This is a genomic window from Amycolatopsis sp. NPDC028719 (genome assembly GCF_055565395.1).
Genome location: NZ_JBVHUL010000012.1, coordinates 134449 through 146970, shown reverse-complemented (window position 1 = coordinate 146970; position 12522 = coordinate 134449). Strand labels below are relative to the sequence as shown.

Here is a 12522-nt window from a genome sequence, read left to right as displayed (position 1 = left end):
CGTCCGATGACATGAATGAGTCATTCAAGACGTTGGGGACCCGGGTTCCGGCAAGGCCGCGGTCAGCCGCCCGACTCCTGCTGCCGCCGCGGAACGGATCCACGCGCACGCAGTCCGAACGTCGCGAATGACTCATTCGCGGCGTCGGAGGTCCCGAATGACTCATTCGCGACACCGGACCCCGGCCCGAGCGCACCAGCCAACCGATCAGTCCGAGGGTCTGGCGGTGCTCAGAATTGCCGCCACACCCTCCGAGAGGGCGTGGTCGCACGGTTGGAGCGTCGTTCACACAGCGCCCCAGCCGCGCCAGCCCGACTCGCCGGACCCAGGCCGGGACCGAGTCCCGACGCGACCACCCGCCCCGGACATGACGAAGGCCGCCACGAGGAATCCCTCAATGGCGGCCTTCGCGGGAAGCAAGTCTCAGCGGATACCCGCCGGCACCGCTGCCGGCGTCGTGCTCACCGGGGTCGACGCGGGCACCACCTGCTGCGGCACCGCCATCTGAGCTGGCAGCAAATTCGCCTGCTGCGGCGCGACCCCTCCGGTCTCCGGGCTGCCGTCGCCACTGTCCGCGGTCGTCCCCACCAGCGCCAGCGCGCTCAGCACCAGCCCAGAAACAACCACACCCGCGCCCTGGGCAGCGCGGCGCTTGAGACGGCCGCCGCCGAGGACGTTCGGGGACTGGCCCAGCGGCGCCGTCGATCCCAACGGCGCGACACCACCCAGGACCCCCGTGTCCCGCAGTCCCGCCACCCGGTCCGGGCGCTGGACCGCGACCAGTTGGCCGTCGGCCGTGATGGCCAGGTTGTCCGGCGCGCTCGGGAGGTCCGTGTGCTCCGGGATCGACTGCAGGCTCGCCAGGAACCCCGCCGACATCGACGGCGCACCCGCGCGGCGGATCGCGTCGACCGCCTGGCGCTGGGCGCGTACTTCGGCGGCGCACGCCGCGCAACGGGTGATGTGCGACGCCGCGCGGTCGCGGGCGCCGTGTGAGAGCTCCCCGTCGACGAACGCGACCACGGCGTCCGGCAGCAGGTGCGATTCGGGGAGTCCCCAGCCTCGGGGTGCGGTCATACCGACACCTTCGCAGACTCCGCAGCGTGAGCGCGCCGACGCTCGAGCGACGCACGCAGCGCCTGCCGACCACGGTGGATGCGGCTGCGGACGGTGCCGAGCTTGACACCGAGCGTCGCGCCGATCTCCTCGTACGACAGCCCTTCGACGTCACACAGCACCACGGCCGCGCGGAACTCCGGGGGCAGCTCGTCGAGCGCCGCCTGCAGGTCCGGGTCCAGGTGGGTGTCGGAGAAGACCTGCTCGGGGCTCGGGTCGTCGCCCACGATGCGGTCGGTGTCCTCCGGCAGGCCTTCCATCCGCACTCGCGAGCGGCGGCGGGCCATGTCGAGGAACAGGTTGGTGGTGATGCGGTGCAGCCAGCCCTCGAACGTGCCGGGCTTGTAGGACGCCAGCGACCGGAAGACCCGGATGAAGGTCTCCTGGGTGAGGTCCTCGGCGTCGTGGGTGTTGCCGGTCAGGCGGTAGGCGAGCCGGTAGACCCGGTCGCTGTGCTCGCGGACGACCTCGTCCCAGGACGGCGGCGTCCAGGCCGCTTCGTCCAGGGACACGGGCTGAGCCGCGTCGGCGTCGTTATCGGCAACGGCGTTCTGCATCGCGGGAGCAGGCACCTCCATCTGTGTTTCTCCTGTCTGCTCCACCCAACGCGGGCTGTCGCCGCGGTGTTCCACCGCGGCCTCGGATTTCAGTCTCTCCGGACTCCTTATGGTTCTAGTGAGACTGGACTGAGAGCAGGCTGAGAACTTCTTCCGGGGTGCTTACCAGGGAGCCTGCGCGGATTTATCGACAACCAACGCTAACCTCCGTGCGTGAACACGCCCACCCCTGCGGCCGCACCGGCCGACTCCGGGTTCGTCGACGGGTACCTGCCCGACGACGAGGTGCTGTCTTCGGCGCGCGCACGGGCCGATGACCTGGGCTGCAGCTCGCTGAGCGCGGGTGCGGGGGCGACCCTGCGCTTCCTGGCCGCGACGCTGCGCGCGAAGGCCGTCGTCGAGGTCGGCACGGGCGCCGGGGTGAGCGGCCTGAGCCTGCTGCGCGGCATGGCACCCGACGGCATCCTGACCTCGATCGACGTCGAGCCGGAGTACCAGCGGGCAGCGCGCCTGACGTTCCGCGAGGCCGGCTTCGCCCCGGGCCGCACGCGGCTGATCGTGGGGCGCGCCCTCGACGTCCTCCAGCGGCTCACGCCGGGCGGTTACGACCTGGTGTTCGTCGACTCCGCGCACATCGAGTACCCCGGCTGCTACGAGCTGGGCGTGTCCTTGCTGCGGCGCGGCGGGATCATCGCGTTCCACAACGTGCTGGTCGGCGGGCGGGTGATCGACCCGTCCCACCGGGACCCGGAGACGCTGGCGCTGCGCGAAGTGGCGCGGGCGTTCCGTGAGGACGAACGCCTGGTCCCGGCGCTGCTTCCGGTGGGTGGCGGACTGCTGGTCGCAGCCGCGATCTGAGCACCTGTCCACAGGCACGCCGGGTTGTGGACAACTCGCCCTTCGCGGTGGGTTGTGTCGGGAGCCGCCGGTAGACTGGAGCGGGGACGCCCCCCAGGGATGGGCGGGGGCTGCTCTCCGGGCTGAGGCCGGCGAAGTCGCGAGTTCAGCCACCTGGCTTCCGCCGCTGCCATACAACGGGTCCCCGCCCACTCGTCCGCGCCCCGCAGTCCGGACGTCGCGAATGACTCATTCGGGACGCCAGAAGCCCCCAATGACTCATTCGCGACACCGAACCCCGGCGAAGCCGGGTTCGGTGTCGCCTCCGTCTCAGCAGGCGCCGCGCCAGTGGCCTGTGCCGGGGCAGCCGGGCTGGGTGACTTTGCCGGAGCCCCGCCAGCGATGGGCGGGGGCTGCTCTCCGAGGCCGGGGCCGGTGAATCAGCCCGACTTGGCTGTGCCGGCGGACGGCCTCTCAACCCGCGTTGACCAGGTCTCGCCGAGCCTCCCGCGCCGGTGCGGTACCCACCCCGACCGCGGCCGCCGCCAGGAGCAGCCACACCGCGACCACTGCGATCAGCCACGGCCAGCCCGCGTGCCCGTAGACCCAGGCGCCCGCCGCGCCGCCGATGCTGCTGCCCAGGTAGTACGTCGCCGTGTACATGCTGCCCACCTGGCCGCGTGCGTTCTCGGGGGCGTCGGCCGCCGCCCAGCCGTTCGCGACTGCGTGCGCCGCGAAGAACGCGCAGGTCAGGACCAGGAAACCGGCGATGACCAGCGGCAGGGAGTCCGGCAGGGTCAGCGCCGCGCCGACCGCCGTCAGCAGGAGCGCGCCGATCAGCGCGCGGCGCCGGCCGACGCGGGCCACCAGCCTTCCGGCAGCCGCGGACGACACCGAGCCGGTCGCGTAGGCGAGGAAGACCAGCGACGCGATCGCCGGCGACAGGTTCAGCGGGTCGCCGGTCAGGCGGAACCCGGCCGCGTTGTAGAGCGCGACGAACGAGCCCATCGCGAGCAGCGCGACGGCGTACTGGGCGAGCAGCACCGGCTTGCTCAACGCCGTGACCAGCCCGCGGCCGACGGACCGAAGGTGGGCGTCGCCGCGCGGGCGCGTCCCCGGCGGCAGCGTCACGACCGTGATCGCCGAGCAGATCGCGCCCACGCCCGCGACGACGAACAGCGCGCCGCGCCAGCCGAGCGGCCCGGCGGTGAACCCGCTGGCCAGCCGGCCGAGCATGCCGCCGAGCGTGTTGCCCGCGATCATCGCGCCGACCGCGGCGGCGACCCCCGCGCGGCCGAGGCGTTCGGCCAGGTAAGCGGCCGCGACACCCGGGAAGCCCGCGATAGCGACGCCCTGGAGGGCGCGAAGGACGAGCAGCGCCGGGTACGTCGGCATCAACGGCAGCAGCAGCCCGAAGACGACGGACGCGATCACCGACGTCAGGATCACCGGACGCCGGCCGATCACCTCGGACAGCGCGGCGATCGGGAGGACGGCGATCGCCAGCGCGCCGGTCGCGACGCTGACCGCGAGGGCCGCGCCGCCGGGGTCGAGGTGGTACTGCGCGGCGAGCTGCGGCAGCACCGGCTGCGGCGCGTAGAGCAGGGCGAAGGAGGAGATCCCGGCCGCGGCGACGGCGGTCTTGACTCGGCGCGTGGAAGTCACCACATGAAAGTAAGCAGAGCTAATCAATACTTCCAATGCGCAGATCGGGCACAATCGATGCGGTGACGTATGACTCGCTGTCGGCGCAGGTGGCGCCGCACCTGCCGTTGCTCGTCGCGCTGCGCGAGACGAGGAACGTCACACGCGCGGCCGAGCTGCTGGGCGTCCCGCAGCCGACGGTGAGCCGCCGGCTCGCGGCTCTGGCCGACGCGCTGGGAGCGCCGCTGACGGTCCCGGACGGCCGCGGCATCCGCCTCACGCGTGCGGCGGAGCTGCTGGCCGAGGCGGCCGAGCGCGGTTTGGCGGCGGTGGACACGGGCGTCCGGCTGGCGCGCGAGGAGGTGGCGCCGGAGTCGGGACACGTCGTGCTGGGGTTCCTGCACCTGCTCGGGCGGTCGCTGGTGCCTTCACTGCTGCGCGGCCACCGGGCGCGGTACCCGGGAGTGCGGTTCACGCTGGTCCAGGGCTCGCGCCAGGAGATGATCGACCGGCTGGTGGACGGCGAGCTGGACCTGGCCTTGCTGGCACCGCTGCCCGCGGCGCCGTCGCTGGTCACGGCGGGGTTGGTGGACGAGGAGATCCTGCTGTCGGTTCCGGCGGGCCATCGTCTGGCGGGCCGGCAGTCGGTGCGGATGACGGAACTGGCCCGCGAGGAGTTCGTGCTGCTGGAGCAGGGATACGGCGTCCGAACGCTGACCGACGAACTGTGCGCGGCGGCGGGGTTCACGCCGCGGATCGCGTTCGAGGGGCAGGAGTCGGACACCGTGCGAGGGCTGGTGGCGGCGGGCCTGGGGGTGGCGCTGCTGCCGCGGTTCGGCCCGGGCAGCCCGGCCGGAGTGGCGGAGGTGCCGTTGGAGCCACGCCCCTACCGGACGATCGGGCTGGCGTGGCGGGCGGACGAGCCGATGACCCCGGCGGTCACCGGCTTCCGCGACCACGTGCTGACGACGGCGGCGAAGCAATGAGACCACCAGACAGCCCCCACCCGTCCCTGGGGGGCGTCCCCGCTCCAGTCTATCGGCCCCCAGCGACAGAACCGGCCGCGAACAGCCGGTTGTCCACAACCCCACCGGCCTGTGGACAAAGGTCAGAGCGAGGCCCCAGCTGCACCAAAGTCAGAGCGAAGCCGCCAGCTCCACCAAAGTCCGGGCCGCGAACCCCGTCGCACCAGGCACCACGTCGTCGTAGTTCTTCTCCGAGCGCGCCGGTCCGGCGATGTCCAGGTGCGCCCACGGCAACCCCTCGGTGAACTCCCGCAAGAACAACGCCGCCGTGATGCCGCCCGGGCCCGCCGGGGTCTGGCGGACGTCGCCGAACTCGCCGCGGACGTTCTCCGCGTAGTCCTCCACCAGCGGCATGCGCCACCACGCCTCGCCCACGCGCTCGCCCGCCGAACGAACCAGCGAAGCCAGCGAGTCCTCCGATGCGAACAGCCCGCCCGTGCGCAGACCGAGCGACACCTTCATCGCGCCGGTCAACGTCGCCGCGTCCACCACGTAGTCCGGGGAGAAACGGCGGATGCCGTACGCCAGCGCGTCGGCCAGCACCATGCGGCCCTCCGCGTCCGTGTTGCCCACCTCGGTCGTCTTGCCGCCGTAGTGGCGGACGATGTCGCCCGGCCGGTACGCCGATCCCGACACGTGGTTCTCCGCCGCCGGCACCAGCGCCGTCACGCGCACCGGCAGCTCCAGCTCCGCGATGCCGCGGATCGCCGCGATCACCGCCGCGCCGCCCGCCATGTCCGTGCGCATCACGTGCATGCCGTCGGCCGGCTTGATCGACAGGCCGCCCGTGTCGAACGTGATGCCCTTGCCCACCAGCAGCAGGTGCTTCGCCGCCCCCGCCGGCTTGTACGTCATTTCGATCAGCCGCGGCGGCCGCGACGATCCGCCGCCGACCGCCAGGACGCCACCGAAGCCCTGCGCCGCCAGCCACTTCTCGTCCCGGATCGCCACCTCGACGCGCGGGCCGGCCACCCGGGCCGCCGTGTCCGCGAGCCAGGCCGGGGTCTTGATGTTGGACGGCGTGTTCGCGAGGTCGCGCGTCAGCGCCGTCGACGCCGCCAGCACCGCGGCCCGCGAGACGTGCGCGGTGAACGACTCGTCGGCCACCAGCCGCACCGTCCGGACAGTCGGCGACGGGTCCTCACCCGTCACCTTGAACCGGTAACCGCCCAGCAGCAGCCCCAGCGCCAGCTCGGTCACGTGCTCGCCGGAAGCCTCCTCCAGCAGCACCAGCTGCACGGCGCGGAACGCCTTGCCCCCGTGGCCGACGTCGTCCGCCAGCGCCGCGTTCACCGCGCGGACCAGCGCCGCGCCCGCCTTCCGGTACTGCTTCGGCTCGCCGTCGCCCAGCCCGGCGATCCAGCGGGCTTCGCCGTCAGGGACCGTCTGCACGTCGCCCGCCTTGCCGGTGATCCGGACGCCGCCGATCTCCAGCGGCTCGGACTCGACGTCGTCGGCGGGTGCCGTCACCAGCCGGGCCACCGGGGCGCCGCGGCGGAGGTCGCCCGCCACCTCGATGTCGAGCAGACTGGTCGGAACGGGGGGTAGCGGATTACGCACAGTGAGCAACCTTCAGGCGCAGAGGAACCGCGACCCCGGCCTCCGAAGGGAGACCGGGGTGCGACGGAAGGACGGTTCGAGGGGTCGGCTCAGCCGGTGACCTCCGCCAAAGCGGCGCCGAGGTCCTTCGCTTCTTCCGCGGAGAGTTCGACGACGAGTCGCCCACCACCCTCGAGCGGTACGCGCATCACGAGGCCCCGCCCCTCCTTAGTCACTTCGAGGGGACCATCTCCGGTCCGGGGCTTCATGGCCGCCATAGCGTGCTCCCTCCGTCTCAACCGGCGCGCCCGGGTCGCGCTCGCGTGAAAGCCAGCCGGGTCTGGTGTCCATTGTCCCTCATCAGCGGCCGGGCGCATCAGCGGACCGATCTTTTGCCGCCGTATCGGTGCTGGTATGCGGCCCGCGAGGGGTGTGAGACTGTCGGACGACCGATGTTTCCGCGCAAGGAGAAGACGTGACCACATCCGACGTCCTGCTGACCGCCGACGCCGACGGGGTGCGCACCCTCACCCTCAACCGGCCGCAGGCGTACAACTCGCTGACCGTCGAGCTGAAGGAAGCACTGCTCGCGGCGCTGCGCGAGGCGGCGGACGACGACGCCGTCCGCGCGGTCGTGCTGACCGGTTCCGGCAAGGCGTTCTGCGCCGGCCAGGATTTGAAGGAGCACGTGGGACTGCTCCAGGCGGGTGACCCCGCCCCGCTACACACCGTCAAGGAGCACTACAACCCGATCGTCCAGGCGATCGTGTCGATGGAGAAGCCGGTGATCGCGGCGATCAACGGCACCGCCGCCGGCGCCGGGGCCGCCTTCGCCTACGCCAGTGACCTGCGGATCGCCGCCGAGTCGTCGTCGTTCCTGATGGCGTTCGCCAACGTTGGGCTCGGCCCGGACTCGGGTGCGTCGTGGACGCTGCAGCGGCTGGTCGGCTACGGCCGGGCCGCCGAGCTGATGCTGCTGGCCCGGACCGTCGACGCGGCCGAGGCGCTGCGGCTCGGCCTGGTCGGCGAGGTCGTGCCGGACGAGGAGCTGCCGGCCCGCGCCCAGAAGATCGCGGCGAAGCTGGCGAACGGGCCGACCGTCGCCTACGCGAAGATCAAGAGCGTGCTCAACCTGGCGGCGCAGTCGACGTTCGACGAGGCGCTCGCCGCCGAGGACGCCGCCCAGACCGCGCTCGGCGCGACCGCCGACCACAGCGAGGCCGTCGAAGCCTTCGTCGGCAAGCGCAAGCCGAACTTCCAGGGCAAGTAGCGAGGTGCTGCTTCCGGGTCAGGCGGCCCGGAAGCAGCCTTCGACGTGGTCGTCGACCATGCCGGTCGCCTGCATCAGCGCATAGCACGTGGTCGGGCCGAGGAACACGAAGCCGCGCTTCTTCAGCTCCTTGGCCATCGCCTTGGACTCGTCAGTGATGGCCGGGACGTCGGCCATCGTCTTCGGCCGGACATGAACAGAAGGCGCGAAGGACCACAGCAGGTCATCCAAGGGCGTGTCCAGGGAAGCGATCGCCTGCGCGTTCTTGATCGCGGCCAGGATCTTCGCCCGGTTCCGCACGATCGACGCGTCCTGCATCAGCCGCTCGACGTCGGCGTCGCCGAACTTCGCCACCTTCGCCGGCTTGAACCGCTTGAACGCCTTCCGGAAGCCCTCCCGCTTGCGCAGGATCGTGATCCACGAAAGCCCCGACTGGAACGACTCGAGGCACAGCCGCTCGTACAGCTCGTCCTGCCCGTGGAGCGGCACGCCCCATTCGGTGTCGTGGTACTCGATGTAGTCCGGGGCCGAGTTGCCCCAGCTGCACCGCGGGACGCCGTCGGTGCCGATCAGCTCACTCATTCCCACCCACCGAATAGTCCTCCGCGAACTTCGCGAACCGCCGCAGCGACTGGCGCACCCCCAGCGCGAACGCCGGCCGCACCACCGGCCAGCCGAGCCGCCCCAGCGGCCCGAACGGCAGCCGCAGGTGCTCGGCCCAGACGAACGTCGAGCGCTGCGCGCCCTTCGGCACCACCTGGAACACGCCGGTCCCCTGCACGAAGCTGCCGAGGTGCCGGACCCCGCACCGCACCGGCGGCTCCCAGCTGGTGATCTCCATGGTGTCGGTGAAGCCGATGCCGGCCACCCCGGTGAACGCCGCCAGCCGCGACCCGACGCTGCGGCCGTTGCCCTCGACGACCTCGACCTCGGTGCCGAGCATCCACTCGCCCTGGCGCGTCCAGTCCGTCAGCGCGAGCCAGGTCGTCCCGGCCGACGCGTGGACGTCGACCGAAAGGATCAGGTCCGTCACGGGGCGCTCTCCGGCGCGGTCTCCCGCTCCCGTTCACGCTGCTCCAGCTCGGCGACCCGGCCGCGCAGCTCGTCCAGCTCGACGCCGAGGCGCCGCATCACCCAGTCCACTTCGGACATCTTGTAGCCGCGCAGGACCAGCTGGAAGCGGACCTCCTGCAGGTCCTCGCCGGTGATGTCCTCGGCGGGCAGCCGCGTCGGCGAGCTGCCCGGCGGCAGCGGGGCGAGCTCCTCACCCCGGCCGAACACGACCGCGGCGAGCAGGAACACCACGGCGGCCACCAGCAGCATGACTACGAGGTAGATCAGCGCGGTCGTCACGCGACGATCGTGGCATACCCACCCCACGAACGTCTCGCGAGCACGACGAGCCGCAGCGAAAGCAGCACCCAGGCGACCATCAGCAGCGCGCACGGGACGCTCAGGAACAGCCTCGACGCGTCCACGAACCCGGTCGTGCTGATGAGCAACCCGACCGACGCGAGGTTGACGCCGACCGCGAGCGCGATGAGGACGCCGCAGAACCGGGCGAGCCCGGTGCCGTCGAGCCGCCGGCTCAGCCAGCGGATGCCGAGCAGCGCGAGCACGCCGATCACCGGCACGACGAACACGGCGCCGTGGGTGACGTGCGTGACGACCTTGTACCACTCCGGCGTCGGTGTGGAGATCTTCGTCCACTCGCCGAAGGTGATGATCCGGGCATAGTCCCAGGCGATCTGCATCGCCGGGACGCCGATGACGAGCTTCCACAGCGTGCGGACGCCGCTGAGCATGCCGAGCTCGGCCTGGTAGTCGCGGGCGACGACGGCGGCCGGGCCGAAGTCGGCGACCGCGCGGCGCTCGGCGTCCTCGTCGCTCCAGCCGGCCGCGCGGTAGGCGTCGGCGGCGTCGTGCAGACCGTCGCGGGCCTCCCCCAGGAGGTCGGCCTTGAACCGGCCGCAGCCGTGCAGCCGCCGGTCGAGGTCCCCCAGGTACTCGTCGATCATGCGCCCAGCACTCCCCCGATGATCGTGGTGAACTCCCGCCACTCGGTGCGTTCGGCGGCCAGGGCCTGCTCGCCGGAGCGGGTGAGGTGGTAGGTGCGGCGCTTGCGGCCGGAGACGACGTCCCATTCGCTGGTCAGCCAGCCGGCGCGCTCGAGCCGGCGCAGCGCCGGGTAGACGGTGCCGGTGGGCAGGTCGAGCGCGCCGTCGCTGCGCAGCTGGAGCGCCTCGATGATCGCGTAGCCGTGCAGTTTCCGGCCGTCGAGCACGGCCAGCAGCAGCGCGTCGAGGTGCCCGCGCAGGGTGTCCGCCTTCATGAGTACGCAGTCTACACGTCGACTGGCTACATGTAGACAGGCTATGTGTAGCCTGTCTACATGAACGCTCTTCCCATCGCGAGACTCCAGTTCGCGACGACGACATCGCTGCACTTCCTGTTCGTGCTGCTCACCCTGGGGCTGGTCACGCTGGTGGCCGTGATGCAGACGCGCTGGACGCTCGGCGGCAAGCCCGAACTGCTCCGGATGACGCGCTTCTGGGGCCGGCTGTACGTCATCAACTACGCGCTGGGCATCGTCACCGGCATCGTGATGGAGTTCCAGTTCGGCCTGACCTGGACCGGGCTTTCCGCTTTCGCGGGCGACGTCTTCGGCGCGCCGCTGGCCATCGAGACGCTGGTCGCGTTCTTCCTCGAGTCGACCTTCCTCGGCCTGTGGATCTTCGGCTTCGGGCGGCTGCCGAAGTGGCTGCACCTGACGCTGATCTGGCTGGTCACGCTGACCGCGTACGCGTCGGCGCTGTTCATCATGCTGGCCAACTCGTTCCTGCAGAACCCGGTCGGCAGCCGGCTCGAAGGCGGGACCCTGCACCTCGACGACTTCGGCGCGCTGTTCTCGAACCCGGCGCTGGTCGCGTCGCTGCCGCACGTGCTCGGCGCCGCGCTGGTGACCGGCGGGTTCTTCGTGGTGGGCGTCAGCGCGTGGCATTTCCTCAAGCGCACCACGGAGATCGAGTTCTTCCGCCGCTCGATGCGCATCGGCGTCCTCACGGCGCTCGCCGGCTCGATCTTCGTGGTCAACCAGGGCTTCGCGCAGTTCGGCGAGCTGAAGATGTACCAGCCCGACAAGCTCGACGAAAGCGTCGTCGGGATGCCGCTGGGCGCCATGATCGGGCTCGGGTTCCTCATGTTCGCCTGCGCGATCCTCGGCACGCTGCTGCTGGTCCGGAACTGGATCACGCGAGCCCGGTTCCTGCACTACCTGATGGTCGCGGCGATCCCGGTGCCCTTCATCGCGGCGATCATGGGCTGGCTGGTGCGCGAGCTCGGCCGCCAGCCGTGGCTGGTCTGGGGGAAGCTGCGCACCGCGGACGCGATCGCGGACGTCCCCGCCGGCCAGATCCTGTTCTCCTTCATCGCCTTCTCCCTGCTGTTCGCCGCGCTCGCGGTCGCCGACTGGGTGCTCATGGCGCGTGTCGCCAAGCGCGGCCCGGAGCCGGTCGGTGGCCCCGGTGTGCCCGCCGAGCTGCCCGTCCTGAGCGGAGTCTGACCGATGGTGACCTTCTTCTGGTGCCTGCTGGGCCTGCTGACCTGCGGCTACTTCGCGCTGGCCGGCTACGACTACGGCGTCGGCATGCTCTTGCCCGCGTTCGACGCCGACGAGCGGCGGCGACGGCAGACGCTCGGCGCGCTCGGGCCGTTCTTCCTGGCCAACGAGGTGTGGCTGGTGGCCGCGGTCGGCGTGCTGTTCGGCGCGTTCCCGCACCTGGAGGGCAAGGTGTTCGCCGGGGCGTACGTCCTGGTCGTGACGCTGCTGCTCGGCCTGGTGACGTTCACGGCGTCGATGCAGCTGCGCAGCCGCCGCCCGGACGCGCGACGCGGCGCCTGGACGGCGGGCATCGTCGGCGGCGCGCTGGTGACGGCGTTGTCGTGGGGCCTGTTCCTCGGCAACCTGGTGCTCGGCCTGCCGCCGACGGCCGACGTGCTCGCGTTCTTCGATCCGTACGCGGCGCTGTGGGGACTCGGGTTCGTCGCGCTGTTCTGCCTGCAGGGCGCGGCGTTCCTGGCCGTGCGCGCGCCGGCGGAGCTGACCGGCCGCGCGGTGCGGCTGGCGCGGGCCTTCTCGGGGCCGGTGTTCGCCTTCCTCGTGATCGCCACGGTGTGGGGGTTCTTCGCGCTGGACGGCGTCACGGCGCTCGGTGCCGGCGTAGTCGTGCTGGCGTTTCTGGCCTTGGCCGTTTCGCGGCTGGGGCTGGCCACGCGGCGGTACCGCCTGGCGCTCGTCGCGTCGATGGTGCTCGCGGCGTTCCCTGCGCTGCTCGTGGGCACGCTGCGGTTCCCGACGGTCCTCGCGTCCTCGGCGTACACGCTGACCGTCGAGGAGGCGGCGACGTCGTCCGGCACGTTCGAGGTGCTGGCCTGGTTCGCCGTGCCGGCGGTGCTGGTGCTCCTGGCGGTGCAGTGGCTGACGTGGCGCGTGCACCGGCTTCCCGTCGACCAGCGCTCGCTGCTGCACTTCTGA

The 12522-nt window shown here is 71.6% G+C and carries 15 protein-coding genes; 5 read left to right on the top strand and 10 right to left on the bottom strand.

What is annotated here, in order from left to right; genetic code table 11:
- Positions 1-423: 423 nt before the first annotated feature.
- Complete coding sequence (locus ACZ4TR_RS40975; protein ID WP_465293515.1) at positions 424-1077, bottom strand: anti-sigma factor family protein; 654 nt, start codon at positions 1075-1077, stop codon at positions 424-426.
- Complete coding sequence (gene sigE, locus ACZ4TR_RS40970; protein WP_465293673.1) at positions 1074-1673, bottom strand: RNA polymerase sigma factor SigE; 600 nt, start codon at positions 1671-1673, stop codon at positions 1074-1076. Before sigE ends, ACZ4TR_RS40975 begins: the two co-directional genes overlap by 4 nt.
- A 213-nt stretch (positions 1674-1886) precedes the next feature.
- Here sigE and ACZ4TR_RS40965 point away from each other — a divergent pair, with 213 nt between their 5' ends.
- The gene (locus tag ACZ4TR_RS40965; protein WP_364526098.1) at positions 1887-2531 is read left to right on the top strand and encodes an O-methyltransferase; all 645 of its coding nucleotides are present in this window, start codon (positions 1887-1889) and stop codon (positions 2529-2531) included.
- A gap of 453 nt (positions 2532-2984) precedes the next feature.
- Here ACZ4TR_RS40965 and ACZ4TR_RS40960 read toward each other — a convergent pair whose 3' ends face one another.
- Positions 2985-4175, bottom strand: coding sequence for an MFS transporter (locus tag ACZ4TR_RS40960; RefSeq protein ID WP_465293514.1), 1191 nt, complete (start codon positions 4173-4175; stop codon positions 2985-2987).
- Between the two features lie 35 nt (positions 4176-4210).
- Here ACZ4TR_RS40960 and ACZ4TR_RS40955 point away from each other — a divergent pair, with 35 nt between their 5' ends.
- Positions 4211-5140, top strand: coding sequence for a LysR family transcriptional regulator (locus ACZ4TR_RS40955; protein WP_465293513.1), 930 nt, complete (start codon positions 4211-4213; stop codon positions 5138-5140).
- 150 nt (positions 5141-5290) lie between these two features.
- Here the strand turns inward: ACZ4TR_RS40955 and ACZ4TR_RS40950 are convergent, their stop codons facing one another.
- Positions 5291-6739, bottom strand: coding sequence for a leucyl aminopeptidase family protein (locus ACZ4TR_RS40950; RefSeq protein ID WP_465293512.1), 1449 nt, complete (start codon positions 6737-6739; stop codon positions 5291-5293).
- 89 nt (positions 6740-6828) lie between these two features.
- Positions 6829-6996, bottom strand: a complete 168-nt coding sequence (locus tag ACZ4TR_RS40945) for a DUF3117 domain-containing protein (protein ID WP_013222969.1) — start codon at positions 6994-6996, stop codon at positions 6829-6831.
- Between the two features lie 197 nt (positions 6997-7193).
- Here ACZ4TR_RS40945 and ACZ4TR_RS40940 point away from each other — a divergent pair, with 197 nt between their 5' ends.
- The gene (locus ACZ4TR_RS40940; protein ID WP_465293511.1) at positions 7194-7988 is read left to right on the top strand and encodes an enoyl-CoA hydratase-related protein; all 795 of its coding nucleotides are present in this window, start codon (positions 7194-7196) and stop codon (positions 7986-7988) included.
- 18 nt (positions 7989-8006) lie between these two features.
- Here ACZ4TR_RS40940 and ACZ4TR_RS40935 read toward each other — a convergent pair whose 3' ends face one another.
- From ACZ4TR_RS40935 to ACZ4TR_RS40915, 5 genes are read right to left on the bottom strand one after another with little or no spacing between them, the layout of a single operon-like run.
- On the bottom strand, positions 8007-8570 hold the full coding sequence (locus ACZ4TR_RS40935; protein ID WP_364526088.1) for a DNA-3-methyladenine glycosylase I: 564 nt from the start codon (positions 8568-8570) through the stop codon (positions 8007-8009).
- Positions 8563-9021, bottom strand: coding sequence for an SRPBCC family protein (locus tag ACZ4TR_RS40930; protein ID WP_465293510.1), 459 nt, complete (start codon positions 9019-9021; stop codon positions 8563-8565). Before ACZ4TR_RS40930 ends, ACZ4TR_RS40935 begins: the two co-directional genes overlap by 8 nt.
- Positions 9018-9341, bottom strand: a complete 324-nt coding sequence (locus tag ACZ4TR_RS40925) for a DivIVA domain-containing protein (RefSeq protein ID WP_364526084.1) — start codon at positions 9339-9341, stop codon at positions 9018-9020. Before ACZ4TR_RS40925 ends, ACZ4TR_RS40930 begins: the two co-directional genes overlap by 4 nt.
- Positions 9338-10006 carry a permease prefix domain 1-containing protein gene (locus tag ACZ4TR_RS40920; protein WP_465293509.1) on the bottom strand — a complete coding sequence of 223 codons (669 nt, stop codon included), beginning with the start codon at positions 10004-10006 and terminating at the stop codon, positions 9338-9340. The genes ACZ4TR_RS40925 and ACZ4TR_RS40920 overlap by 4 nt, the downstream gene beginning before the upstream one ends.
- Positions 10003-10320, bottom strand: coding sequence for a helix-turn-helix transcriptional regulator (locus ACZ4TR_RS40915; protein WP_364526080.1), 318 nt, complete (start codon positions 10318-10320; stop codon positions 10003-10005). Before ACZ4TR_RS40915 ends, ACZ4TR_RS40920 begins: the two co-directional genes overlap by 4 nt.
- A gap of 60 nt (positions 10321-10380) precedes the next feature.
- Between ACZ4TR_RS40915 and ACZ4TR_RS40910 the strand changes: the two genes are divergently transcribed.
- Together ACZ4TR_RS40910 and ACZ4TR_RS40905 are read left to right on the top strand one after the other, a co-directional pair.
- Positions 10381-11550 (top strand): cytochrome ubiquinol oxidase subunit I, encoded by a 1170-nt coding sequence (locus ACZ4TR_RS40910; RefSeq protein ID WP_465293508.1) that lies wholly within the window; start codon positions 10381-10383, stop codon positions 11548-11550.
- 3 nt (positions 11551-11553) lie between these two features.
- Positions 11554-12522, top strand: coding sequence for a cytochrome d ubiquinol oxidase subunit II (locus ACZ4TR_RS40905; protein WP_465293507.1), 969 nt, complete (start codon positions 11554-11556; stop codon positions 12520-12522).

Excerpts from the sequence above, each read along its gene's own strand:
- ACZ4TR_RS40975 (WP_465293515.1), bottom strand. The coding sequence starts at position 1,077 with ATGACCGCACCCCGAGGCTGGGGACTCCCCGAATCGCACCTGCTGCCG.
- sigE (WP_465293673.1), bottom strand. The coding sequence starts at position 1,673 with ATGCAGAACGCCGTTGCCGATAACGACGCCGACGCGGCTCAGCCCGTG.
- ACZ4TR_RS40955 (WP_465293513.1), top strand. The coding sequence starts at position 4,211 with ATGCGCAGATCGGGCACAATCGATGCGGTGACGTATGACTCGCTGTCG.
- ACZ4TR_RS40945 (WP_013222969.1), bottom strand. The coding sequence starts at position 6,996 with ATGGCGGCCATGAAGCCCCGGACCGGAGATGGTCCCCTCGAAGTGACT.
- ACZ4TR_RS40935 (WP_364526088.1), bottom strand. The coding sequence starts at position 8,570 with ATGAGTGAGCTGATCGGCACCGACGGCGTCCCGCGGTGCAGCTGGGGC.
- ACZ4TR_RS40920 (WP_465293509.1), bottom strand. The coding sequence starts at position 10,006 with ATGATCGACGAGTACCTGGGGGACCTCGACCGGCGGCTGCACGGCTGC.
- ACZ4TR_RS40915 (WP_364526080.1), bottom strand. The coding sequence starts at position 10,320 with ATGAAGGCGGACACCCTGCGCGGGCACCTCGACGCGCTGCTGCTGGCC.
- ACZ4TR_RS40910 (WP_465293508.1), top strand. The coding sequence starts at position 10,381 with ATGAACGCTCTTCCCATCGCGAGACTCCAGTTCGCGACGACGACATCG.
- ACZ4TR_RS40905 (WP_465293507.1), top strand. The coding sequence starts at position 11,554 with ATGGTGACCTTCTTCTGGTGCCTGCTGGGCCTGCTGACCTGCGGCTAC.